The organism is Saccharopolyspora antimicrobica (genome assembly GCF_003635025.1).
GTDB lineage: Bacteria > Actinomycetota > Actinomycetes > Mycobacteriales > Pseudonocardiaceae > Saccharopolyspora > Saccharopolyspora antimicrobica.
The window spans coordinates 4106123-4128536 of sequence record NZ_RBXX01000002.1; the positions used below are offsets into that span (position 1 = coordinate 4106123).

Annotated in this window: 24 protein-coding genes; 9 read left to right on the forward strand and 15 right to left on the reverse strand. The window is 70.7% G+C overall.

Annotated elements, in window-relative coordinates; translation table 11 throughout:
• Positions 1–39 precede the first annotated feature (39 nt).
• From ATL45_RS20060 to ATL45_RS20090, 7 genes are all read right to left on the reverse strand, one after another.
• Complete coding sequence (locus ATL45_RS20060; protein WP_093146777.1) at positions 40–459, reverse strand: TipAS antibiotic-recognition domain-containing protein; 420 nt, start codon at positions 457–459, stop codon at positions 40–42.
• 173 nt (positions 460–632) lie between these two features.
• Positions 633–818, reverse strand: coding sequence for a hypothetical protein (locus tag ATL45_RS20065; protein WP_093146776.1), 186 nt, complete (start codon positions 816–818; stop codon positions 633–635).
• A gap of 102 nt (positions 819–920) precedes the next feature.
• The gene (locus ATL45_RS20070) at positions 921–1898 is read right to left on the reverse strand and encodes an ABC transporter substrate-binding protein (protein WP_093146775.1); all 978 of its coding nucleotides are present in this window, start codon (positions 1896–1898) and stop codon (positions 921–923) included.
• 45 nt (positions 1899–1943) lie between these two features.
• Entirely contained in the window at positions 1944–2987 is a 1044-nt protein-coding gene (locus ATL45_RS20075) for an ABC transporter permease (RefSeq protein WP_093146774.1), read from the reverse strand.
• Positions 2987–3751, reverse strand: coding sequence for an ATP-binding cassette domain-containing protein (locus ATL45_RS20080; RefSeq protein ID WP_093146773.1), 765 nt, complete (start codon positions 3749–3751; stop codon positions 2987–2989). Before ATL45_RS20080 ends, ATL45_RS20075 begins: the two co-directional genes overlap by 1 nt.
• Complete coding sequence (locus tag ATL45_RS20085; RefSeq protein WP_246025443.1) at positions 3748–4791, reverse strand: class I mannose-6-phosphate isomerase; 1044 nt, start codon at positions 4789–4791, stop codon at positions 3748–3750. The genes ATL45_RS20080 and ATL45_RS20085 overlap by 4 nt, the downstream gene beginning before the upstream one ends.
• On the reverse strand, positions 4788–5762 hold the full coding sequence (locus ATL45_RS20090; RefSeq protein WP_093146772.1) for a LacI family DNA-binding transcriptional regulator: 975 nt from the start codon (positions 5760–5762) through the stop codon (positions 4788–4790). The genes ATL45_RS20085 and ATL45_RS20090 overlap by 4 nt, the downstream gene beginning before the upstream one ends.
• Before the next feature lie 437 nt (positions 5763–6199).
• On the opposite strand from ATL45_RS20090, the gene ATL45_RS20095 reads away from it, so the two are divergent.
• The 3 genes from ATL45_RS20095 (at position 6200) to ATL45_RS20105 (ending at position 8435) form a co-directional block, all read left to right on the forward strand.
• Positions 6200–7597 carry a glycoside hydrolase family 47 protein gene (locus ATL45_RS20095; protein WP_093146771.1) on the forward strand — a complete coding sequence of 466 codons (1398 nt, stop codon included), beginning with the start codon at positions 6200–6202 and terminating at the stop codon, positions 7595–7597.
• Between the two features lie 96 nt (positions 7598–7693).
• The gene (cutA, locus tag ATL45_RS20100) at positions 7694–8011 is read left to right on the forward strand and encodes a divalent-cation tolerance protein CutA (protein ID WP_093146770.1); all 318 of its coding nucleotides are present in this window, start codon (positions 7694–7696) and stop codon (positions 8009–8011) included.
• Between the two features lie 76 nt (positions 8012–8087).
• Positions 8088–8435 carry a DUF3817 domain-containing protein gene (locus ATL45_RS20105; protein ID WP_246025444.1) on the forward strand — a complete coding sequence of 116 codons (348 nt, stop codon included), beginning with the start codon at positions 8088–8090 and terminating at the stop codon, positions 8433–8435.
• Positions 8436–8622: 187 nt separating this feature from the next.
• On the opposite strand, the gene ATL45_RS20110 is transcribed toward ATL45_RS20105, so the two are convergent.
• Positions 8623–9123, reverse strand: coding sequence for a MarR family winged helix-turn-helix transcriptional regulator (locus ATL45_RS20110; RefSeq protein WP_093146768.1), 501 nt, complete (start codon positions 9121–9123; stop codon positions 8623–8625).
• 140 nt (positions 9124–9263) lie between these two features.
• On the opposite strand from ATL45_RS20110, the gene ATL45_RS20115 reads away from it, so the two are divergent.
• The gene (locus ATL45_RS20115; protein WP_093146767.1) at positions 9264–9566 is read left to right on the forward strand and encodes an MTH1187 family thiamine-binding protein; all 303 of its coding nucleotides are present in this window, start codon (positions 9264–9266) and stop codon (positions 9564–9566) included.
• Positions 9567–9643: 77 nt separating this feature from the next.
• On the opposite strand, the gene ATL45_RS20120 is transcribed toward ATL45_RS20115, so the two are convergent.
• On the reverse strand, positions 9644–9841 hold the full coding sequence (locus ATL45_RS20120; protein ID WP_342775286.1) for a hypothetical protein: 198 nt from the start codon (positions 9839–9841) through the stop codon (positions 9644–9646).
• A gap of 389 nt (positions 9842–10230) precedes the next feature.
• Here ATL45_RS20120 and ATL45_RS20125 point away from each other — a divergent pair, with 389 nt between their 5' ends.
• Positions 10231–11148: a tetratricopeptide repeat protein gene (locus tag ATL45_RS20125; RefSeq protein WP_093147631.1), complete on the forward strand. Its 918-nt coding sequence runs from the start codon at positions 10231–10233 to the stop codon at positions 11146–11148.
• Between the two features lie 60 nt (positions 11149–11208).
• On the opposite strand, the gene ATL45_RS20130 is transcribed toward ATL45_RS20125, so the two are convergent.
• The 3 genes from ATL45_RS20130 to ATL45_RS20140 form a co-directional block, all read right to left on the reverse strand.
• A complete protein-coding gene (locus ATL45_RS20130) occupies positions 11209–11916 on the reverse strand; it encodes a tyrosine-protein phosphatase (RefSeq protein WP_093146766.1) in 708 nt (235 codons plus the stop codon).
• Between the two features lie 89 nt (positions 11917–12005).
• On the reverse strand, positions 12006–13424 hold the full coding sequence (locus tag ATL45_RS20135) for a neutral zinc metallopeptidase (RefSeq protein ID WP_246025445.1): 1419 nt from the start codon (positions 13422–13424) through the stop codon (positions 12006–12008).
• 329 nt (positions 13425–13753) lie between these two features.
• Positions 13754–14908 (reverse strand): neutral zinc metallopeptidase, encoded by a 1155-nt coding sequence (locus ATL45_RS20140; RefSeq protein ID WP_121505372.1) that lies wholly within the window; start codon positions 14906–14908, stop codon positions 13754–13756.
• Between the two features lie 98 nt (positions 14909–15006).
• Between ATL45_RS20140 and glgP the strand changes: the two genes are divergently transcribed.
• On the forward strand, positions 15007–17556 hold the full coding sequence (glgP, locus tag ATL45_RS20145; protein ID WP_093146763.1) for an alpha-glucan family phosphorylase: 2550 nt from the start codon (positions 15007–15009) through the stop codon (positions 17554–17556).
• Positions 17557–17602: 46 nt separating this feature from the next.
• Here glgP and ATL45_RS20150 read toward each other — a convergent pair whose 3' ends face one another.
• Entirely contained in the window at positions 17603–18793 is a 1191-nt protein-coding gene (locus ATL45_RS20150) for a Cmx/CmrA family chloramphenicol efflux MFS transporter (protein WP_093146762.1), read from the reverse strand.
• Positions 18794–18911: 118 nt separating this feature from the next.
• Here ATL45_RS20150 and ATL45_RS20155 point away from each other — a divergent pair, with 118 nt between their 5' ends.
• Positions 18912–19508 carry a TetR/AcrR family transcriptional regulator gene (locus ATL45_RS20155; protein WP_093146761.1) on the forward strand — a complete coding sequence of 199 codons (597 nt, stop codon included), beginning with the start codon at positions 18912–18914 and terminating at the stop codon, positions 19506–19508.
• Between the two features lie 133 nt (positions 19509–19641).
• Here ATL45_RS20155 and ATL45_RS20160 read toward each other — a convergent pair whose 3' ends face one another.
• Positions 19642–20454 (reverse strand): SDR family NAD(P)-dependent oxidoreductase, encoded by an 813-nt coding sequence (locus tag ATL45_RS20160; RefSeq protein WP_143121546.1) that lies wholly within the window; start codon positions 20452–20454, stop codon positions 19642–19644.
• A gap of 90 nt (positions 20455–20544) precedes the next feature.
• Here ATL45_RS20160 and ATL45_RS20165 point away from each other — a divergent pair, with 90 nt between their 5' ends.
• Entirely contained in the window at positions 20545–21105 is a 561-nt protein-coding gene (locus ATL45_RS20165; protein ID WP_093146759.1) for a TetR/AcrR family transcriptional regulator, read from the forward strand.
• A gap of 109 nt (positions 21106–21214) precedes the next feature.
• Entirely contained in the window at positions 21215–21469 is a 255-nt protein-coding gene (locus ATL45_RS40245) for an HNH endonuclease (RefSeq protein ID WP_093146758.1), read from the forward strand.
• Here the strand turns inward: ATL45_RS40245 and ATL45_RS20175 are convergent.
• Positions 21408–22346 (reverse strand): GlxA family transcriptional regulator, encoded by a 939-nt coding sequence (locus ATL45_RS20175; protein ID WP_093146757.1) that lies wholly within the window; start codon positions 22344–22346, stop codon positions 21408–21410. The genes ATL45_RS40245 and ATL45_RS20175 overlap by 62 nt on opposite strands.
• Between the last annotated feature and the right edge of the window lie 68 nt (positions 22347–22414).

The following is a 22414-nucleotide window of genomic DNA, read 5'->3' on the forward strand; positions in this document are numbered from 1 at the left end:
ATGGGAACTTTCCTGTCACCACACCCGCGAAAGCGCAGGTCAGCGGAGGTTGGCCCAGGCGTAGGTGATCATCGCCTCGCGGAGGTAGTCGGCCATGCCCTTGGGCTTGCGGCGCTCGATGCGGCGGCGGAACTTCGGCTGGTTCACGTACATCTCGGCCAGCCGCAGGTAGGAGGCCCGGTCCGGGGTCCAGAAGTTGCCGATCCAGCGGCAGTGCTCGCCGACGACCTGCTGGGTGCGGGGATCGTCGCTGGGCACGCCGGTGGCGAACAGCTCGGCGATGCTGGAGCTGATCCGGTTCCAGTCCTGGCCGATGCGCTGCGCGATCGCCTGCCGCTGCTGCGGGGTGACGGGTCCCTTGACGCCCGCGGGCATCATGTTCCCGATCAGGGCGGTTCCGTCCTCGACGGCCTCGGCCTGGTCGAGACCGGGATTCCCAAACACCTTGTCCGGCTGCACGGCGTCCCTTCCTCCAAATCCGCGCGGGTACGGGCACGCACTCCGACAGAGCACAGGCAGTGATCATCGCTCCACGATTTCGCTAACGATGTTCATCTGCCCGGGGCACATTAGCGGAGCTATGCGGGCACCGCGGGTGATTGTGAAGATCCGCTACCGGCCTGTGACGCCGATCAATCCCGCCGCTCGGAGCCGGTGTCGTCGTGCTCGCCGGAGTCGGCCTGCGCGGGCGGCGCCAGGTAGACCACGCCCCGCTCCAGGTCCAGCGGGCCACCCGGATCGTGCCCCTGCGAGATGCCGGTCTCGTCGCCCTCGTGCTTCAACTTGCGCCCGGGGAGGATTTCACCGAAGGAAGCCATATCCCCACGGTAACCGCGCGCGGGCGGCCCCGGTGACAGGAAAGTTCCCATCCTCGCAGCGCGCGGAAGCCCCGGACGCCGGGTCCGGGGCTCAGGCCGCGATCAGCACTGCGACTTGTAGAAGTACTGGCTGCGCTGGTCCATGTTGTCGCGGGTGATCGCGATCATCTCGGTCTTGGTCCCGCGCTCGACCGGCTCGCCCTTGATCGCCGCGATCGCGCGCTGGACGCCTTCCTGCCCGATCTTGCCCGGGTTCTGCGCGATGAGCGCCTGGACCCGGCCGTTGCGCAGGTCCTCGACCTGCTTGGGGCTGGCGTCGAAGCCGACCAGCTGCACCTGGCCGGACTTTCCCGCGTTGGACAGCGCGGTCGCCGCTCCCTCGCCGGTGTTGAGGTTGGTGCCGAACACGCCCACCAGGTCGGGGTTGGCGGCCAGGGTCGCCGAGACGATCTGGGCGGCGGTCGCCGGCTCGTTCTCGGTGTACTGGGTCGGCAGCAGCTTCAGGTTCGGGTGCTTGGCGATCTCGTCCTCGAAGCCCTTGGCGCGCTCGTCGGTAGTGGAGGTGCCGGCCTTGGTGTTCAGCGCCAGCACCGAGCCCTGCTTGTCGCCGACCAGCTGGGCCAGGGTCTGCGCGGCGACGCTGCCGCCCGCGTAGTTGTCGGAGGACAGCGAGGTGACCGCGATCGAGCGGTCCTCCAGCGCGGTGTCGACCTCGACTACCTGGACGCCGTTGGCCTTCGCCTGCTGCAGCGGTGCGGCCAGCGCCTTGTCGTCGGTCGGGGCGATGATCACCGCGCCGGGCTTGGTGCTGACGATGCCGCCCAGGATCTGCGACTGCTCGGCCTGCTCGAACTTCTCGGGGGCCTGCACGTTGAGCTGGTAGCCGGCCGAGGCGGCCGCCTCCTGCGCCGCGCACTCGATGGAGACGTAGAACGGTTCGCCGCGCATCCCGGTGATCAGCGCCAGGTTCTTGTTGTTCGGGTCGGTCTGGCCGCCACCGGTGTCGCCGATCTGGCCGGTCCCGCAGCCCGCCAGCAGCAGTGCCGCGCCCACCGCGAGCACCGTCTTGCGAGTTCTCATCCGAATCACCTTCCACACGCCGTTGTGCCGGTTGGTCGAAGAACTTCAGCGGTTGTTGCGCGCACGTCGTCGGCGCTGGTCCAGCCAGACCGCTGCGACGAGCACTGCGCCGACTGCGATCGGCTGCCAGAACGGCCGGACTCCGGCCATCACGAATCCGGCGTCGAGCACCGCAGGGATGAACACGCCGATGACGCTGCCCAGCACCGTGCCGATGCCGCCGAACAGGCTGGTGCCGCCCAGCACGACCGCCGCGATGGCGTTGAGGTTGTCGTTGCTGTGACCGCTGATCGTGGTGGTGCCGAAGTAGGCCAGCGACATGAACCCGGCCAGCCCGGCGAGCACGCCGGTCAGGGTGTAGACGGCGATGAGATGGCGGGTGACCTTGATCCCGCTGCGCCGGGCCGCTTCGGCGTTGGAGCCGATCGCGTATGTGTAACGGCCGAAGGCCGTGGTGTGCAGCAGCCAGATCGCCAGCAGCGTGACCAGCGCGGCCAGGATCACCAGGTTCGGCACGATCCCGAACGACGTCCCGGTGCCGAGCGTGGTGCGCAGCGTGCTGGGCACGGTGCGCACGTCGATGCCGTTGGTGAGCAGCTGCGCGGCACCGAGTGCCGCGCCGAACGAGCCCAGCGTGACGATCAGCGCGGGCACGCGGGCCACCGCGACGAGCAGCCCGTTGAGCACGCCCCACAGCGCGCCGCCGACCAGCGCCACCACCAGGCCGATCGCGATCACGCCCCAGCCCGCGTCGGTGGCGTCACCGCCGCTGAGCCACTCCATGGTCATCGCGGAGACGACACCGGAGAACACCAGCACCGAACCCACCGACAGGTCGATGCCGGAGGTGATGATCACGAACGTCATCCCGACCGCGAGCATCAGCAGCGGCGCCGCCTGCACCAGCAGGTTCTGCGCGTTGAACAGGGTGAGGAACGCATCCGGGCGCAGCGCGCCGAACAGCGCGCACAGCGCGATCAGCACCAGGCCGGTCCACAGCGTGTTGGAGGACGCCAGCCGCGCGCCGACGCCCTTGCCCCGCGGCGCTTCCTCCACAGTGGACTTCTGGGTCTCCTGCTGGGTGGGCATCAGCTCGCGTCCTCCTGCGCCAGCGCGCCGGTCATCGCACCGACGAGGTCTTCCAAGGTCGCCTCGGCGGCGTTGAACCGCGCCACCCGGCTGCCGAGCCGCAGCACCTCGACCCGGTCCGCCACCGACAGCACTTCCGGCATGTTGTGGCTGATCAGCACCACCGCGATGCCGTTGTCGCGCACCCGGCGGATCACCTCCAGCACGCGTTCGCGCTGCACGACGCCCAACGCGGCGGTCGGCTCGTCCATGAACACCAGCTTGTCCGCCCACGCCACCGACCTGGCCACCGCGACGCTCTGCCGCTGACCACCGGACAGCGACCCGATCGGCACCGTCAGATCCGGCAGCGAGACGCCGAACTTGGCGAACTGCTCGGCGGCCTGCGCGCGCATCCCGGCCTTGTCCAGCATGCCGAGCTTGCCGAGCAGCCCCGGGCGCCGGAGTTCCCGGCCCAGGAACAGGTTCGCGGCCGGATCCAGGTCCGGGGCGACCGCGAGGTCCTGGTAGGCGGTTTCGATGCCGTGCGCGCGGGCGGTGGTGGGCGAGTCCAGCACCACCGGAGCACCAGCGACCCGGATCTGCCCGGAATCCGGCTGCTCCACCCCGGAAAGGCATTTGACCAGCGTGGACTTGCCGGCCCCGTTGTCACCGACGAGCGCCACCACCTCGCCGGGGTGGACGGTGAACGACGCGCCCCGCAGCGCCTCCACGCCGCCGTAGCGCTTGACCAGGTCGCGGGCTTCCAGCAGTGGTTCGGTCATATCCGGCTCCCGGCGGAGGGTGGGCGGCAGTGCACCAGGGTGAGATCGCCTTCCAGCTGAGCGGCCCCGGCCGCGTGCGGGATCACCGCGGTGTTCCCGCGCCGCAGCGCGAGCTCGCTGCCGCTGTCCGTGCGCAGCTTCCCGCTGCCCGACAGCACGATCAGCACCCCGAAGGTGGGTTCGAGCTCGACCGCGCCGTGCAGCCGGTCGGCCCGGAAGAACGGCGCGGCGTCGTCGGCGAGCAGCCCGACCCGCGCCGCGTCCTGGTCCGCGGTGCGCTTGATCAGCGAAGCGAGCATCTCGTCGCCGAAACCGCTGCGGTTGAGCGTCTGCAACGCGGTCCGCTGGTCCATGCCGAGGAACGCGCTCTCGGCGTCGCTCAGGAAACCGCGCCACTCCAACGTGATGGAGAAGTCCGTCGGCTGCTGCAGCTCGACGATGAACACGCCCTCGCCGATCGCGTGCGGCGTGCCGGCGGGCACGTGCACGGTGTCGCCGGGACGCACCGGGATCTCGTTGAGCGCGCTCAGCATCGAGGACGAGTCCTGGGTGCTCACCCAGTGCTCGACCACCTCCGGTGCCACGTCGTCCCGGAAACCCAGGTACACCACCGGATTCGGCCCGCTCGTGCCGACCACGATCCACGCCTCGGTCTTGCCGAACCGCGAACCCAGGTGCTGCTGGGCGAACTGGTCGGACGGGTGGCAGTGCACCGGCAGCCGCTGCCCGGCGTCGAGCAGCTTGACCAGCAGCGCCGTGCTGTCGCCGAACGCGGCCACGTGCTCGGGACCCAGCCACTGCGCGGGAGCCTCGCGCACCGCGTCGCGCAACCAGCGCCCGTCGGGCAGCCGGGACAGACCCGATTCGGGCTGGCCGAACCGCGTCGTGGTGGACCCGACCCAGTCCTCCGGGCCGAACTCGCGATCATCTCCACCGCCGCGCAGCGCCGCGATGGACGCGCCACCGCGGTAGAACTGCTTCGGCTGGTTGGCGGGCAGGACGATCGCCCGCACCGACTGATCATCGTGGACAGAACTCACCGTGCAACCTCTCCAGAACCTCGGGCAAGCAGCCGGGTGGGGACGACGATCCGGCGCGGCGGGGTGCGGTCGCCGTCGAGCCGCGAGAACAGCAACTCGGCGGCCGACCGGCCCAGCGCGCTGGTTTCGTGGGTGACCACCGTGATCGGCGGATCCAGCAGATCGGCGAGCTCGAAGTCGTCGAAGCCCACCAGCGCCGGCCGGTCGGGCCGACCCGCCAGGGCGCGCAGGGCGTGGATGGTGATCCGGTTGTTGCCGGTGACCAGCGCGGTCGCCCGCCGCAGCGTGGTGCGCAGTGCCTCGGCCACCGACTCATCGGTGTGCGGGCCCATCAGCACCAGATCGGATTCGAACGGAACGCCGGCCCGGGCGCAGCCCTCGCGGAAACCGCGCAGCCGCTCGGCGGCGGTGTGGATCTCGGGTGCGTCGCCGAGGAAGGCGATCTCCCGGTGCCCGTGCTCAGCCAGGTGCTGCGCGGCCAGCGCGGTGCCACCGGAGTTGTCGATGAGCACGGCGTCGGCGTCGAGGTTGCCGGGCGGCCGGTCCACGAACACCACCGGTGTGCCCGCGTTGATCTCGTGCGCGATGTAGCCGTGCTGGTGACCGGCGGGAACGACGATCAGCCCGTCGACGCGCCGCGCGCAGAACTCCAGCACCAGCTCGCGCTCCCGCGCCGGGTCCTCATCGGACGAACCGGTGAGCACCTGCTTCCCGCGCATCCGCGCGACTTCCTCCACCGCGCGGGTGAGCACCGAGTAGAACGGGTTCGCGAGATCTTCCAGCACCAGGCCCAGCGTCCCGGTCCCGGTGCCGCGCCGGAGGTTGCGGGCGCTGAGGTTGCGCCGGAACCCCAGCTGGTCGATCGCGGACAGCACGCGCTCCGCCGTGGCCGGGTGCACGCCGCTCTCGGCGTTGACCACCCGCGACACGGTCTTGATGCTCACACCGGCCAGCCGCGCCACGTCGCTCATGGTGGCGCGCCGGACGTTCCCGGAGTCAGACAACGTTGTCATGGCGAGCGGCATTGCACCCCACCGCGGAACCCGCTGTCAATGCCGCCGCGCGCCATTGCTGCCACCCGGCCCCGCAACGGCAACCGATCGGCCCAATCCGTCGGGTGGGGTGACAGGAAGGTTCCCATGCTCCACCCGCTCCGGGCGTCGCGGCGCCAGGAATGACAGGAAGGTTCCCATGCTTCAGGTCAGGGCCGCGGCGGTGACAGGAAGGTTCCCTTGCTCGCATCCGAGACACCCGGGTCAAGGCGGCGGACGGCGGCAGTGCGCGCAGCTGATCGGCATCGCGCCGTGTCGAAACCGGACAAGAACGGCTGTCCGCATTGACCGCGCCGACGCGGACCGCAACGGTGAACCGCGCGGCTTGACAAGGTTGTCCAGTTGAGGAGGCGGCGATGTTCGGAGGCGTGTCCCGGAGAACCGTTCTGCGGCTGATGGGCGGGGCGGCCGTCGCGGGCGGACTGCTGGCGGCAGGCCCGGCGGCGGCGTCGGCGAGCCGGAACTGGAAGCCCGCCGCCGAATCCGTGCGCCGCGAATACCTCTGGGCGTGGCAGCACTACGTCGACCGCGCGCTGGGCGCCGACCACATCAAGCCGATCTCCGGCGGCCGCGAGGACTTCTTCGTCCAGGGGCACTCCATCGGGCTCAGCCTGGTCGAAGCCGTCGACACGCTGTGGCTGATGGAAGCCGATGCCGAAGTGGCGCTGGCGGTGCGGTGGATCGAGGACAACCTGAGCTTCGACGTCGACGCGCCGTTCCAGGTCTTCGAGACCAACATCCGCATGGTCGGCGGTCTCGCGGCGGCCTACCACTGCACCGGCGCGCCCCGGCTGCTGGAACTGGCCGTCGACGTCGCCGACCGGCTGCTGCCCGCGTTCACCGAATCGCCGACCGGGCTGCCCTACCGCTACGTGAACCTGGCGACCGGTGAGGTCAGCCGTCCCGAGACCAACATCGTCGAGGTCGGCACCTACATCGCCGAGTTCGGCGTGCTGTCGGAGTGGACCGGCGACCGCCGCTACTACGACCTGGCCAAGCGTGCCATGCGCGTGGTCCACGACAAGCGCACCGAGCTCGGCCTGCTGCCGCACGACATCCACGCCGAAACGGGGGAGTGGCGCAACCGCCAGGCCACCGTCGGTCCGCCCGGCGACTCCTACTACGAGTACCTGTGGGACGGGTACGCGCTGTTCGGCGACGAAGATCTCCGCCGGTGGTACGACACGCTCACCGACGCGATCCTCGCCCACCAGGCCGAACGCCGCGACGGCCTGCTGTGGTTCCCGCAGGTCGACGCCTTCACCGGAGAGGTGCTCAGCCGCGAGCAGAGCGTGCTGGCCGGGTTCTACGCCGGTCTGCTCGCCGAATCCGGCCGGATCGGCGAAGGACGCGCCTACCACGACGCGTTCAACACCGCGCAGGAGAAGTTCGGGGTCCTCCCGAACTCCCTCGACTACGCCACGATGTCGGCCGCCGACCCGGGCAACGCGCTGCGCCCCGAGTTCGCCGACGCGGCCCTGATGCTGTGGCTGGCCACCGGCGACGAGATCTTCCGGGAGCGGGCGAAGACCCACTACGACAACATGCTCCGGACCTCGAAGACGAACTACGGCTTCGCCGGCCTCACCGACGTGACCGCGAAGCCACCGTCCCAAGAGGACAGCTGCCCGGGCTACTGGTGGTCGGAGCAGATGAAGTACTACTGGCTGCTCTTCTCCGACACCCCGCGGTTCGACTACCGCGACAACTACCTGAGCACCGAGGCCAACCTGCTGCGCGGAGCCCGCCGCTGACCGCTGGATGACACGAAAGTTCCCATGCTCGCACCGGGCCGACACGACTGGGAGCATGGGAACCTTCCTGTCACGAGGCGCCGCTACGCTGGGCAAATGGCTGATCATGTGCAGGTCGTGACCACCACCGACTCCGAGGAATCCGCCGCCTCGCTGGCCCGGGGCATCGTCGAGGCCGCGCTGGGCGCCTGCGTGCAGGTCGTGCCGATCCGCAGCTTCTACGTGTGGGAGGGCGCGGCGCAGGACGATCCCGAGTGGCAGTTGCAGATCAAGACCTCCGCCGACCGGCTGCCCGCGCTCGTCGCGCATTTGAAGGCCGAGCACGGCTACGAGGTGCCGGAGATCATCGCGACCCCGATCGTCGGCGGGAACCCGGAGTACCTGTCCTGGGTCGATGAGCAGACCCGGTCATAACGGACCGGCGGTGGGGTGAGCCGCATCACCCGGCACACTCGGGTGAAGTGCCGGTCTAGACGGAAGTGGGGTCGACGTGCCGCGGACTTATGCCGGGTGGTTCCGGTTGGTGGCGATCGCCGAGGCGTTCTCGTGGGTGGGACTGCTGGTGGCGATGGCGTTCAAGTACGGCCTGGACATGCCGCTCGGCGTGACCGTGATGGGCTGGATCCACGGGGCGATCTTCACCGCCTACGTGGTGGTCTGCCTGGTCGTGTTCAGCCCGCTGCGCTGGCGGTTCGGCGTGCTGGTGCTCGCGCTGGTCGCGTCGGTGCCGCCGCTGGCCACGGTGTGGTTCGAGCGCTGGGCGAACCGCCGAGGCCTGTTGACCGAGTCGGATTCGGACGAGCCGACGTTCTGGGGCCGCATCCGCGAGATCAACTGATCTTGCGGTGCGCGAGCCGCTTGCTCTCTCGGTGAGTACGCCCGCAGCTCGCACTGCCGCGGGTTCTCAGCGCCCGCCTGACGAGGGCAGCCCAGCCGCTCGCATGAGGCCGGGCACCCGGAGGCCGGGCGGGCGCTGAGGCTCCGCTACCCGCACCGCCACGCGAGATGAGCCCGGGGACAGCTCGTCAGAAGTCGCCCGCCGCGTGGCGGACCTTGCCCAGCAGCTCGGTCAGCTGCTGGGTCTGCCGCTCGGTGATGCCGCGCAGGCCGAAGTCGATCTCGGTGACCGATTCGGTGGCCTTCTTCATCAGGTCCCGGCCGTCCTCGGTGATCTCCACCAGAGTGGTGCGCCGGTCGGTGGGGTGCGGCACCCGCCGCACCAGGCTGTCCTGCTCCAGCCGGTCCACGATGTTGGTCACGCTGGTCGGGTGCAGCTGGAGCCGGTCGCCCATGACCCGCATCGGCAGGCTGCCGCGCCGGGAGAAGGTCAGCAGCACCAGCGCCTCGTAGCGGGCGAAGGTCAGGTTGTGCGGGCGGAGCGCGTTGTCGACCGCGGACTGCAGGATCTGCTGCACCCGCATGACGCTGGTCACCGCGGCCATCGTCGTCGACGGGCCTACCCGGTCGGCCCAGATCTCGGCCGCGCGCGCGATGGGGTCGAAGGGCAGCGGACTACGGGTGCTCATGGTGTCCGACGCTAGCAGCGGTTACCGGCCGGTTGTGGGCTGTGGTGCCGGGGCCGGTGGAATCGGCGACAGTGGGTGGGTTCGTGGCGCATGATCACATCGGCCGGCGGTGCCGGCCGCGAGGAACAGGAGGAGCAGACGTGCTGGTGGCGTTCAGCGTGGCCCCGAGCGGGGCAGGCGACAGCGACAGCGTCAGCGAAGCGGTGGCGGCCGCGGTGAAGGTGGTGCGGGAGTCCGGGCTGCCGCACGAGACGACCTCGATGTTCACCACGATCGAGGGCGAGTGGGACGAGGTCATGGACGTGGTGAAGCGCGCCACCGAGGCGGCCTCGGCCGGGGCGCCGCGCACCAGCCTGGTGCTCAAGGCCGACATCCGCCCGGGGCACACCGGCCAGCTGAGCGCGAAGGTGCGCCGGGTCGAGGAGCACCTGCGCGAGCAGTGAGGCGCGCAGAACGACGCGGACCGGGGGCGGCATCGCGTTCGACGCCGCCCCCGGCCTCAGCTCAGGGCTGGTGACCCTCAGTACTTCGGGTGGTCGACGACCGGCGCGTTGACGCAGTCGTTGGCCTGCGGCGACAGGACCGGAACGACAGCACCGACCACGGCGACGTTGTTGCCGCACAGCTGCACCGGAACGGCGCTGATGTTGTTGTCGTCGAGCACGTTGATGCCGTTGTTGTCGGCGCTGTCCGCGAAGGCGGCGGTGCCCAGGGTCACGACGCCGAGAGCAGCGGCGCCGGCGACACCGGCAACACGGGTAGCAATACGCACTGTTTCGTACCTCTCGTTGAACTACTTGCAGGAGGTCCCCCAAACGGAGGCCCCGAAGGCCCGCAGAAAACCAACCGTCCCCGCGGGCTCTGCCAACACATTCGGAGCCGGAGGCCGCGGAGCTTGAGAGGTTCCGTGGTGTGTCCACTCCTTAGAGGGAAGTTGTTCACTGCTTCGAGTTGATCTGTGAGTGGCTCGGCGTGTCGGGCTTGGCGCGGCTTGATCGCTGACTGCGAAACATCCGCCGCCCTGCCACCGCGCCCTCGGTGCAACGTGTCAGGATGGAGGGCGTGACGAGGCCGGATCCACGCCAGAACGCAGCAGCAATGTCCGCGATGGCGGGCGCAGTCGACCTGTCGGCTCTGAAGAGCCGTGCCGAGGCCAACGCGCGCGCAGCCGCGCAGCCGGCCGCCGGCGGTGACGGCGGAGCCGCACCGGCGAGCGGGGCGGTCATCGATGTCACCGAGGCCGACTTCCAGGCCGAGGTCGTCGAGAAGTCCCTGCAGGTGCCGGTGATCGTCGACCTGTGGGCGACCTGGTGCGGGCCGTGCAAGCAGCTCTCCCCGGTGCTGGAGCGGCTGGCGCAGGAAGCCGGTGGCGCGTGGGTGCTGGCCAAGATCGACGTCGACGCCAACCCGCGCATCGCGCAGCTGTTCCAGGTGCAGTCGGTGCCGATGGTCATCGCGATCGCCGGCGGGCAGCCGGTGGACGCCTTCTCCGGTGCGCTCCCGGAACCGCAGATCCGGCAGTGGATCGACGAGCTGCTCAACGCGCTGCGCGACCAGCTGCCCGGCATCCGCGCCGCGGAGCAGGGCGGTGCCGCCGAGCCCGCCGAGGAGCCCGAGGACCCGCGGTTCACCGCCGCCGAGGACGCGCTGGAGCGCGGTGACTACGCCGCCGCCGAGGACGCCTACCAGAAGATCCTGGACAGCGAGCCGAACAACGAGCAGGCCAAGGCCGCGTTGGCGCAGGTCCGGTTCTCCGCGCGCGCCGAGCAGGCCGACCCGGCCGCGATCGAGCGGGCCGACGCCGCTCCCGAGGACATCGACGCCCAGCTGGCCGCGGCCGATGCCGAGCTGGCCATCGGGAAGGTCGAGGAGGGCTTCGACCGGCTGATCCGCGGGGTCAAGCGCACTTCGGGCGACGAGCGGGACCGCGTCCGCCGCCACCTGGTCGAGATGTTCGAGGTCTTCCCGGAGGGCGATGAGCGCGTCAGCGCCGCCCGCCGGGCGCTGGCCAGCGCCCTGTTCTGAGCCACGGTTCGCGGCCCGCCACCCGAGTGCACCTCGGGTGGCGGGCCGCATTGTTCCCGGTCAGGTGAGCATCCGGTCGCGCAGCGCGGCGAGGTGTTCGGCGGTGACCCCGGCGGAGCGGAGGTAAGCCGCCATGTCGCGGGAGCCGACCACGTCCGCGATGACCTCGGGCTCGGAAGTGCCGTGCTGGGCGATCAAGCCGTGCACCCGGGGAGTGTCGTCGGGCAGTCCGGCCGCAGCGCACAGCTCGGCGCGGCGGACGTGGGTGAGCGCGTAGTCGGCGGCGATGTCGGACGCGCCGACGCCGACCGCGGCCAGCAGGACCAGGGAGATCAGACCGGTGCGGTCGCGGCCGCTGCTGCAGTGCACCAGCACGCCGCCCGGCTCGGCTGCGGCGATCGCGGTCAGCACCTCGGCGACCTTCTGCGGGAAGCGGTCGAGGAACGCCCGGTAGTACAGCGGGGTGCAGGAGAGCGCGTTGTCCCAGCGCGTCCAGAACTCCGTGTCGGTGTGGTCGTCGAGCTCCACCGGGACGCCGGTCAGCCCGGCCGGGCGCCGTGCGGTGGTGGATTCGCCACCGGTGAGGTCGACGATCGTGCGCACGCCGTGCCGCTGCAGCGAAGCCCAGCCGTCGGCGGTCAGGCCGGCCGGGTCGTCGGAGCGGACCACTGCGCCCCATCTCGTTTCGCGACCGTCCTCGGTGCGGAGACCGCCGAGGTCCCGGGTGTTGAAGCAGCCGTCCCAGAAGAGTTGCCGTTCCGCGTTCATGATCGTGGGACGCCGCTCCCGCATTCGGGTTGTGCCGGAAAACGAACAGCGCCGCCCCGCTCGGGGACGGCGCTGCTGTTGAACAGGTGTCAGGTCGCGCTGTACTTGGTGCTGCAGGGCGCCATGCCCTCCTGGACGCCGATGCGGAACGCCTCCACGCGGGCGAACCCGACGGGGACCTGCTTGCCGTTGACGTCGGCCGCGATCAGGCTGTTCTCGCCGAGCAGCGCGGCCACGCCCTCGTCGATGTCCTCCGCCACGACGCGCAGGCTGCCGACCGGGTTGCGCTTGCCGATCGGGTCCTCCACCAGCAGCCCGCTCCAGGCGCCGACCATGCACGCCGTGCGCAGGCCGGCGGCCGGGTCGTCCAGCGTCAGGCCGGCCGCCTTCTGCACCGACAGCACGTACCGCGACGCCACCTGGGCGTAGGCGGCGAAGTCGCCGTAGCCGGACTCGGCGTCCTTGTTCGGCGGCGTGGCGATCTTCTGCAGCGCCGCGACGTCGAGCGCGATGGTGTTGGTGGACTCGCAGTAGGTCGCCGGAGCGGTGGGCTTCCGGTCGCGGCAGGTGGACTGGTCGGTGCTGATGCTCGGCGGCTCGGCGCCGGTGTCGCGGAAGACCTCCTGGAGGCTCTTCTCGACGGCGCTCAGGCCCTTCTGGTCCACCGGCAGATCGGTGTCCTGCCCGGTCTTCCACGAGCCGAACAGCGTGGTGCGCTTGGAGACGTCGTCGAAGTCCATCTGCCCGCAGCGCTGCGGGCCCTCGTCGAAGCCGTACTGGAAGGCGGTGACCCGGTCGAAGGCGCTGCCGTGCGCGTTGCTGCCCTGGAAGTCGGACTTGCCGGGCGCGTCCCGGATGAAGCTCAGCACGCCCATGACCTCGTTGAGGCCCTGCCCGGTGGAGATCTGGAAGTACTTGGAGGAGCCCTCGGCGACGTGCCGGAAGTAGGCGCCGGTGAAGCAGTCGGCCTGCTGCTCCAGCACGATCACCTGGTCGTTGCTGGAGGCAGTGCTGGCCCGGTGCTGCACGGCGTGCCCCATCTCGTGGGCGAGCACGGCGACCACGGCCATCGGCCCGAAGCTGTTGTCGAGCTCCGGGAGCAGCGTGCCGCGGTCCCACGCGATGAGGTCGTCCGGCGGGCAGTAGAAGGCGTTGACCACGCCCGCGGTGTTCTCCCCGCACACCTGCGCGCCGGGACCGCCCGCGTCGTAGGAGACCAGGCGCTTGACCGGCGCGAACCGCTTGCCCGGGAACGCCTTCGGGAAGACCGAGGTCCAGTAGTCGTCGATGTCGGCGACGGCGTTGCGGGCCAGCTTGTCCATCTCGCCGTTGTCGGTGCCCTCGACGGACAGCGGTGCGTCCGGAGCGCCCGGCTTCGGGCCGCTGGGACCGTTGCTGACCGGCAGCCCGGCGACCTCGGTGGTCGAGTAGCTGCCCATCGTGGTCGGGGTGCCGCTGATCTGCTGCGCGCAGCCGGCGACCAGCGCGATGCACGTGAACGCGGACATCGCGGTGCCGAGGAGCCGCCTCCGCCTTCGGTTTCCCATCGATACCCGTGCCACTGGCGCGCCCCATCCTGCTGCAGATGCCGAACTCCGCGCACCGGACGACCTGCGCCACCCAGTGCCCGGATCAGCCTATCGGTTGGCTGATCGGCTCCACGGCGATCTGGCGGATCCGGGAGATGACAGGAAGGTTCCCATGCTCGCACCACCTCGGAAGTGACAGGAAGGCTCCGTGCTCCGGCGAAACCGGCCGTCGGGTGACAGGAAGGTTCCCATGCTCGCAGCGGGTGCGAGGGCGGTTGACAGGAAAGTTCCCATGCTCGCAGCGGCGCTCAGCCGCAGGCGGGCGCGCCGCCGAGCATTCCGGTGCGGAAGGCGGCGATGCGGTCGAAGCCGGTCAGCTGGTTCGTGCCCTGGGCGTCGCGGCCGATGTCGTCGGAGTCGAGCACCACGGCCACCGCCTCGTCCAGATCGCCTTGCGCCAGCCCGGGTTGTGCCGCGGTGTACGCGCCGGTGAGGCAGACGATCTGCTTGCTCGCATCCGCGCCGGTGGTCGGGCGGCCGAGGGCGGCGTTGGCGGTCAGCGCGAACTTCGCGGCGAGCAGGGTGGTGACGGCTTGGTCGCCGATGTCGGCGTGGGCCTCGGCGAGCGCGGGGCGGTCGAGGGCGAGCTCCGGCGGTGTCCACTGCGCGTCGACGAGGCCGCTGAAGTACCCCGAGATGCTCTCAGTGCGCAGCGCTTCGTCCAGCGGGATGTTGGGCCCGTCGGGTGGCAGCGCGGCTAGCGGCGTCTCGGTCACCTCGGTGCAGCGGCGCGGGCCGTTGGCGTAGCCGTCCTGGAACGCCGTGACGCGTTCGAAGGCGGTGCCGTGCGCGTCGGTGCTGTTGGTGCTCACGGGGTCGCGGAAGAGCGTGATCGCGCGCAGCGCTCGGTCGAGCTGCTCGTCGTTGATGCGTAGGCGCTCCGAGCGGCCGTCGGTGACTGAGCGCACGTAGGCGCCTGCGAAGCAGTCAGCCATGGCTTCGAGGCGCACGGGTGCTGCGTCGGTGTCGAGGCCTGCGCGCTTCTGCACGGCGTGGCCGATCTCGTGCGCGAGCACCACCACGACCGAGGCATCTCCGTAGTGCTCTTGAAGCACCGGTAGGAGTGCTGTGCGGTCCCAGGCGATGGCGTCGACCGTGGCGCAGTAGTACGCGTTGCCCTCTAGATCGCTCACGTCCGCCGAGCAGGGCGGGGCCGTTTCCGTGCCGTTGGTGTCGACGGAGAAGAAACCGCCGTCGAGGTTGCGCCACGGCGTGCCGAACACCGCCGGGTACTGCTCGTTCCAGTAGTCCTGGACGTCGGTGACGACGGTGGCGGCCAGGCGGTCGGTGCCGCCGTGATCGGTGCCGTGGACGAACGCCGGGTCGACGGTGTGATCGGCCACAGGTGGCGGTTCCGGGGGCGCTGCCGCGCACGAGCCGATGAGCAGCAAGATCATCATCATGACCGGTGTCCACGCGCGCACAGCGGCAAGCTTCCCACCCGATGCGGCGGTTGGTACGTCCGCACGTGCCGCTCCGGTCCGGTATATGGTCCGCTCCCGTGAGAGCCGTCCACCGTTTCACCGTGCGCGCCCACCTGCCCGAGCCGTTGAGCGCTCTCGGCACGTTGGCGACCAACCTCCGCTGGGCCTGGCACCCGCCGACGCAGGACCTGTTCGCGGCGGTCGATCCGCGGGTGTGGTCGGCGGTCGGCGGTGACCCGCTGCGCCTGCTCGCCGAGGTGCCCGCCGACCGGCTGCGGCAGCTGGCCGGGGACGAGGACTTCCTGGCCCGCACCCGCGCCGTCGCCGACGACCTGCGCCGCTACCGGACGGTGCCGCGCTGGTACCAGCAGCGGCAGGACGAGGGCGCCGCGCTGCCCGACTCGATCGCCTACTTCTCCATGGAGTTCGGCCTCACCGAGGCGCTGCCGAACTACTCCGGCGGTCTCGGCGTGCTCGCCGGGGATCACCTGAAGGCCGCCTCCGACCTGGGCGTACCGCTGATCGGCGTGGGGCTGCTGTACCGGTCGGGCTACTTCCGGCAGTCGCTGTCCGCCGAGGGCTGGCAGGTCGAGCACTACCCGGTGCTGGATCCGCGCGGCCTGCCGCTGGAGATGCTGACGGCCGAGTCCGGCGAGCCGGTGCTGGTGCGGGTGGCGATGCCCGCCGGGCGCACCCTGCACGCCCGGATCTGGAAGGCGCAGGTCGGCCGGGTGCCGCTGCTGCTGCTGGACAGCGACCTGCCGGAGAACGACGACGATCTGCGCAGCACCACCGACCGGCTCTACGGCGGCGACGCCGAGCACCGCATCCGCCAGGAGATCCTGGCCGGCATCGGCGGCATGCGCGCGGTCCGCGCCTACTGCGCGCTTACCGGGCACCCGCAGCCCGAGGTGTTCCACACCAACGAGGGCCACGCCGGGTTCCTCAGCCTGGAGCGGGTGCGGGAGCTGCAGGAGGAGCCAGGTCTGCAGTTCGACCAGGCGGTGGCGGCGGTGCGCGCCGGGACGGTGTTCACCACGCACACCCCGGTGCCGGCCGGCATCGACCGGTTCCCGGTGGACCTGGTGCGGCACTACTTCGGCGACGGTTCCGCGCAAGCGCTGCTGCCCGGCGTGCCGACCGATCGGGTGCTGGCCATGGGAGCCGAGGACAACCCCGGCATGTTCAACATGGCGCACATGGGGTTGCGGCTCGCGCAGCGCGCCAACGGCGTCTCGGAGCTGCACGGCGAGGTCATCCGCAAGATGTTCCGCGGGCTGTGGCCGGGTTTCGGGCTGGAGGAGGTCCCGATCAGCTCGGTGACCAACGGCGTGCACGGGCCCACCTGGTCGGCGCGGGAGCTGGGCAAGCTGCTCGGCGAGTCCGAGATGGACAGCGGGGCCGGGCTGCGCGGCATGGAACCGGTGAGCGATTCGCTGCTGTGGGAGCTGCGCTGCTCGCTGCGGCAGCGGCTGGTCGACGAGGTGCGCCGCAGGTTGCGCGCCGCGTGGTTGCGGCGCGGTGCGTCGGACCTGGAGCTCGGCTGGTGCGATTCGGTCTTCGACCCGGACGTGCTGACCATCGGTTTCGCCCGTCGGGTGCCGACCTACAAGCGCGCGACGCTGATGCTGCGCGACACCGACCGGCTGCGGGAGCTGCTGCTGGACGCCGACCGCCCGGTGCAGATCGTGGTGGCGGGCAAGTCGCACCCGGCCGACGAGGGCGGCAAAGCGATGATCCAGCGGATCGTGAAGTTCGCGGATCAGGCCGACGTGCGGCACCGCATCGTGTTCCTGCCCGACTACGACATGTCCCTGGCCCGCTACCTGGTCTCCGGTTGCGACGTGTGGCTGAGCAACCCGGTGCGGCCGCTGGAGGCCTGCGGCACGTCGGGGATGAAGGCGGCGCTCAACGGCGGGCTGAACCTGTCGGTGCGCGACGGCTGGTGGGACGAGATGCACGACGGGCACAACGGCTGGGCGATCCCCAACGCCGACGGTGTCAGCGATCCCAACCGGCGCGACGACCTGGAATCCGCGGCGCTGTACGAGCTCATCTCCGAGCACGTGGCCCCGATGTTCTACGAGCGCAACACCGACGGCGTGCCGGGCAAGTGGATGTCGATGGTGCGCCACACCCTGGCCACGCTCGGCCCGCGGGTGCAGGCGTCCCGGATGATCCGCGAGTACGTCGACCACCACTACGCCCCGGCCGCCCGGTCGATGCGCGCCATGACCGCCGACGACTTCCGCGGGGCGCGGGAGATCGCCGACTACCGGGCGCGGCTGCAGGCGGCGTGGACCTGGGTGCGGGTCAGCGATACCGAGATGTCGGTGGCCGACGGGACGCCGCTGCTCGGCGGGCAGGTGACGGTGCGGGCCAGGGTCGACCTGGCCGGTCTGGATCCGTCCGATGTGGACGTCGAGGTGGTGGTGGGCCGGGTCGACGACTCCGACGTGCTGCACGACTTCATCGCGGAGTCGATGAGTCCGGTCGCCGACGGCCGCTACGAGGCGACGGTGACGCTGCCGCACGCCGGACCGGCCGGCTACACGGTCCGGGTGCTGCCGCGGCACCCGCTGCTGTCCGGGCCGGCCGAACTCGGCAAGGTCGTCCTGGCCGGATGATCGTGAGCGTTCCGGGGCGTTCCAGCACCCCGGAACGCTCACGAGGTCAGACCGCGGCCCGGGCGCACGGCGCGGTGCTGGGCCGCGCGGTCCGGTGCTGCAGGTAAGCCGCCCACGCGGTGGCGAGCAGGGCTGCCGCACCGATCGCGGCGCCGACCCAGGCCACCGAGGCGAAGCCGAGGCCTGCGCTGATGGCCAGGCCGCCCATCATCGGGGCGAGCGTGTTGCCGATGTTGAAGGCCGAGGTGTTGCCTGCGCCGACCAGCGTCGGCGCACCCGGCGCGAGGGCGAACACCCGCGATTGCAGGGCCGGGTTGGTGACGAATCCGCTCACGCCCAGCGCGAAGACGAGCGCGGTGGTGATCAGCACGTTGTCCCCGGCTACCGCGAGCAGCGCGGAAGACAGCACCAGGACGCTCAGGCCGAACAGCAGGGTGCGGATCGGGTGCGCCTGCGCCGTCCGGCCGCCGATCGACATGCCGAGCAGACCGCCCGCGCCGAACAGCGCCAGCTGAGCCGGAACCCACTGGGCGGACAGCCCGGTCACCCCGGTCAGCAGCGGGGCGAGGTAGCTGAAGGTGACGATGACCGAGCCGAAGGTCAGCGCGGTGACCACGTAGGACAGCCACAGCTGCGGCCGGGCCATCGCGCGCAGTTCGGCTGCGGTGCTGCGGGTTTCGCCTCGTGCTTCAGCGCTCTCGCGGATCGTGAGCAGTGAGCAGACGAGGCTGACCGCGGTCAGCGCGGCGACTGCCCAGAACACCGAGCGCCAGCCGGTGAACTGGCTGAGGACGGTGCCCGCGGGCACGCCGACGATGGTGGCCAGCGTCAGCCCGCTGGCGATGACCGCGACCGCCCGGCTCCGGGCGTCCGGTGCGACGAGCCCCACCCCGGTCGCCACCGCCACGGCCCAGAAACCGGCGTAGGACACCGCGCTGATGATGCGGGTGGCGAACAGGACCCAGTAGCCCGGGGCGAGCGCGCCCACGACGTGCGCGCCGATGAAGACGAGCTGCAGCGCCACCAGCGTGGTCCGGCGCGGCCAGCGCATCGTGGCGATGGCCAGCAGCGGGGCGCCGACGACCATGCCGACGGCGAAGGCGGAGATCAGCAGGCCTGCGTCCGGGATGGAGACCCGCAGGTCGGAGGCGATGTCGGGGAGCAGTCCGGAGAGCATGAACTCCGAGGTGCCCTGGGTGAATATGCCCAGCCCCAGGACGTAGATGGCGAGCGGCACGGGACCTCCAGCTCGGTGTCGATCAGTTGCGGGCACCGACGCTAGCAGCGTTTTGAAGCGAACGATTCAAAAATGTGAGGTTTTCGTCCAACTGCTTCAAAACGGCTAGGATGGCGGTATGGCCAGGCCGCGGAAGTTCGACGAAGCCCGCGTCATCGACGCGGCGATGGACACCTTCTGGCGTCGCGGGTACGAGGCGACCTCCACCCGCGACCTCAGCGAGACGACCGAGCTCGGGCCGTCCAGCCTCTACAACGCCTTCGGCGACAAGCACGGGCTCTACCTGCGCAGCCTGCGCAAGTACCAGGAGACGGCCACGGTCGAGCAGGTGGCGCTGCTGCGCGCCCCCGGACCTGTCGCGGACCGGCTGCGGAACCTGCTGACCACCGGGATCGACACCGACCTCTCCGGCACCGACCGGCCGGGCTGCTTCGCCATCAATGCCGCCATCGAGCGCGCCGCGGGCGACCCGGACGTCCGCGACGAGGTGCGGCGGAACTTCGCGACGGTGGAGGAAGCGCTGCGCGAAGTCCTCGCGGAAGGCCAGCGGTCCGGTGAGATCGACCCGGGCCGCAGCGCGGAAGTCCTGGCCCGCCAGGTGCTCAGCACGTACTACGGCCTGCGAGTGCTGGCCAGGGTCCAACCGGACCGCGCGGCGCTGCTGGACGTGGTGGACAACCTCCTCGAATCCGCGCGACCGAGAGCGGAGCGCTGACGAACGAGCGACGCTGGCCGGATTCCTCGACCGCCGGCGGGAAACCCGGCTGCTTTGGCGGGTTCGCGGTCGCGGCGACGTGAGCTATCGGACGGGTGCGGGACGTCGCGCCAGCTGGAGGTCCTGCGGGGCATCACAGGCTTTCTGCCACCGCCGCAGCCAAGCGCGCGGCGTCCTGGTCTCCGGCGTTGAGGGCGCGCTTGGTGGTGCCGCGGTAGGCGGCCCGTCCCGGCTTCGGGTCGTCGATGAGGCCGATGATGGGGCGGACTGCGGCGTCCGGGCGCTGGCCCAGCAGTTTTCCGAGCACGGCGGCGGCGATGCGCATGCCCTTGCCGACCTCCCCGGCGAAGCTGGAACGCACCAGCCGGGTCGGCCCCCAGGTGATGTAGGCGAGGTTCGGGTTGTCGTCGGTGGCGAGGACGCCGAGGAGCTCGTTGGCGCGACGCTGCTGCGCGTTGGAGCGCTTGAAGGTGAACCCGCGGACCATCTCCAGGTCCTCGAAATCCACCGCATCGGCTCGCGCACCTGGGACGGCGGTGTTCACGACCACCGGCCGTTCGGCCGCGCGCAGCAGCGGGGCGAGCCCGGTGACGAGTACGTACTTGCTGAGGAAGAACAACGCCCAGGACGCCTCGTGTCCTTCGGTCGTGGTCTGCCGTTGCTGCCGGATGAAGGAGGCGGCTAGCACCAGGGCGTCGATGCGCGCGTGGTGTGCCAGGAGGTGGTCGACCACGCGACGGCTGTCGGCGACCAGGGACAGGTCGGCCGCGATGAACTCCGCCCGCGCCGCCGCGGACGGATCGTCGCTGGTCACGGCCGCAACCAGGGTGTCGAACTTGCTGCGGCTCCTGCCGATCACCGTGACCTGGTCACCGGCTGCGAGGTAGTGGCGCGCCAGGGCCGCGCCCATGCCGTCGGTGCCCCCGGTGATCACGATCGTGTTCATCTCGTCCCGAGCCTCTCCGTAGCGGAACACATGTTCCGATTCAGCGTAGCACCAAGCGGAACACGTGTTCCGAATCGCTATAGTGGAGGGATGGCACAGGACCGCAAGCAGCGCCGAGACGCCGCCGCCAACCGGGAGCGCATCCTGGCTGCGGCCGACGATGCGTTCCGGCAGTCCGGCATGGCCGTGGACATGCGGGCCGTCGCGGCAGCGGCCGGCGTCGGCGTCGGCACGCTCTACCGGCACTTCCCCACCCGCGAGCACCTCGTGCAGGCCGTGACGGGGGTCGATCTCGCCGCACTCGCGCAGGTCGCCCTGCCCGCTGGATCTTCCGCGATCGACGGCCTCCGCGAGTTCTTCACCACCACGATCACCGGTCTGGCCGCCAACCAGGCGATGGTCGACGTACTGGCCGGTGGCCGCCCGTCAGATGCGGACCTCGAGCGATGTCGCGTCCACCTCACCGAGATCGGCCAGGAAGCCGTTGACCGCTCCCGCACCGACCGGACTCTCGCTCCCGATGTGACGGCGAACGACATCGCCTACCAGCTCCTCGGGCTCATCCGCATCGCGCAGCTGATGCCCCACGGCGAGCCAAGCGCGATCGAGCACCAGGTGGAACTCACGCTCCGCGCGCTCGCCGCGAACTGACCGCGGCCGCTCAGACCCCGGCGCGGAAGCTCCGGCGTGATGCGCAGCCGCCGTATTCTGGCCTGCTGGGCCGATTGCGCGATCTTGAAATCGAACGCCTGGCGCCACCCTGACGGGCACCAGCGGCGAGCGGGTCTTCGAGCGGGACGGAGGGCGGTGCGTTGAATGCGGTACGGACTTCGAGATCCAGTACGACCACGTCATCCCGGTGGCGCTCGGCGGCAGCTCGACCGAGGAGAACCTCCAGCTGCTGTGCGCGCTGCAAGCAGGAGAAGGGCGCGGACCTGTGATTCCCCGGCTCGTCAGACGCCGGCCCGGAAGGTGCGGCGGTAGGCCAGGGGAGCGACGCCGATCGCGGCGTTGAGGTGCTGGCGCAGCGAGGCCGCCGTGGCGAAGCCGACCTGCGCGGCGATCTCGTCGATCGGCAGGTCGCTGGACTCCAGCAGGTGGCGGGCCCGGGCGACGCGCTGCTGGGTGAGCCACCGGCCCGGGCTGACCCCGACCTCGTCGCGGAACCGGCGGGCGAAGGTGCGGCCGCTCATCCGCGCATGCTCGGCGAGATCGGCGAGCGACAGCGGCAGCTGCAGGTTCGCGAGCGCCCAGGTGCGGGTCGCGGCGGTGCTGGATTCCGCGGGGTCGGGCACCGGACGCTCGATGTACTGGGCCTGGCCGCCTTCCCGCCACGCCGGCACGACGCACGTGCGGGCCACCTGGTTGGCGACCTCGCTGCCGTGGTCGTTGCGCACCACGTGCAGGCACACGTCCACGCCCGAGGCGGCGCCCGCCGAGGTCAGCACGTCGCCGTCGTCGACGAACAGCACGTCCGGATCCAGCCGGACCGCGGGGAAGAGGCGGCGGAACAGGTCCGTCAGCCGCCAGTGCGTGGTCGCCAGGCGGCCGTCGAGCATCCCCGCTGCGGCGAGGGCGAACGCGCCCGTGCAGATCGACACGATGCGGGTGCCCGGCCGGATCAGCGCGAGCGCGTCGGCCACCGGCTGCGGCAGCTCGGCGACGAGCAGGGACATGTCGTACGGCGGGATCACCACGGTGTCCGCGGTGCGCAGCAGTTCCGGGCCGTGCTCGACGGCGATCGCGAAATCGGCTTCGCTGCGCACCGGCCCGCCGTCGACGGAGCAGGTGAGGACCTCGTAGCGGCCGTCGGCGCTGCCGAACACGCGCTGCGGAACGCCGAGCTCGAACGGGTACACGCCGTCGAGCGCCAGCACCACGACTCGATGCATGGCACGATCCTATCGAATGTTGGCATTCATGCCATTTCGCGGCGGGCGCCGATGCGGCAGCCTCGAGG

Excerpts from the sequence above, each read along its gene's own strand:
- ATL45_RS20160 (WP_143121546.1), bottom strand. The coding sequence starts at position 20,454 with ATGAACACGATCGTGATCACCGGGGGCACCGACGGCATGGGCGCGGCC.
- ATL45_RS20095 (WP_093146771.1), top strand. The coding sequence starts at position 6,200 with ATGTTCGGAGGCGTGTCCCGGAGAACCGTTCTGCGGCTGATGGGCGGG.
- ATL45_RS20110 (WP_093146768.1), bottom strand. The coding sequence starts at position 9,123 with ATGAGCACCCGTAGTCCGCTGCCCTTCGACCCCATCGCGCGCGCGGCC.
- ATL45_RS20140 (WP_121505372.1), bottom strand. The coding sequence starts at position 14,908 with ATGATGATGATCTTGCTGCTCATCGGCTCGTGCGCGGCAGCGCCCCCG.
- ATL45_RS20135 (WP_246025445.1), bottom strand. The coding sequence starts at position 13,424 with ATGTCCGCGTTCACGTGCATCGCGCTGGTCGCCGGCTGCGCGCAGCAG.
- ATL45_RS20070 (WP_093146775.1), bottom strand. The coding sequence starts at position 1,898 with ATGAGAACTCGCAAGACGGTGCTCGCGGTGGGCGCGGCACTGCTGCTG.
- ATL45_RS20175 (WP_093146757.1), bottom strand. The coding sequence starts at position 22,346 with ATGCATCGAGTCGTGGTGCTGGCGCTCGACGGCGTGTACCCGTTCGAG.
- ATL45_RS20130 (WP_093146766.1), bottom strand. The coding sequence starts at position 11,916 with ATGAACGCGGAACGGCAACTCTTCTGGGACGGCTGCTTCAACACCCGG.
- ATL45_RS20165 (WP_093146759.1), top strand. The coding sequence starts at position 20,545 with ATGGCACAGGACCGCAAGCAGCGCCGAGACGCCGCCGCCAACCGGGAG.
- cutA (WP_093146770.1), top strand. The coding sequence starts at position 7,694 with ATGGCTGATCATGTGCAGGTCGTGACCACCACCGACTCCGAGGAATCC.
- ATL45_RS20080 (WP_093146773.1), bottom strand. The coding sequence starts at position 3,751 with ATGACCGAACCACTGCTGGAAGCCCGCGACCTGGTCAAGCGCTACGGC.
- ATL45_RS20125 (WP_093147631.1), top strand. The coding sequence starts at position 10,231 with ATGGCGGGCGCAGTCGACCTGTCGGCTCTGAAGAGCCGTGCCGAGGCC.
- ATL45_RS20155 (WP_093146761.1), top strand. The coding sequence starts at position 18,912 with ATGGCCAGGCCGCGGAAGTTCGACGAAGCCCGCGTCATCGACGCGGCG.
- ATL45_RS20075 (WP_093146774.1), bottom strand. The coding sequence starts at position 2,987 with ATGCCCACCCAGCAGGAGACCCAGAAGTCCACTGTGGAGGAAGCGCCG.
- ATL45_RS20090 (WP_093146772.1), bottom strand. The coding sequence starts at position 5,762 with ATGAGCGACGTGGCGCGGCTGGCCGGTGTGAGCATCAAGACCGTGTCG.
- ATL45_RS20065 (WP_093146776.1), bottom strand. The coding sequence starts at position 818 with ATGGCTTCCTTCGGTGAAATCCTCCCCGGGCGCAAGTTGAAGCACGAG.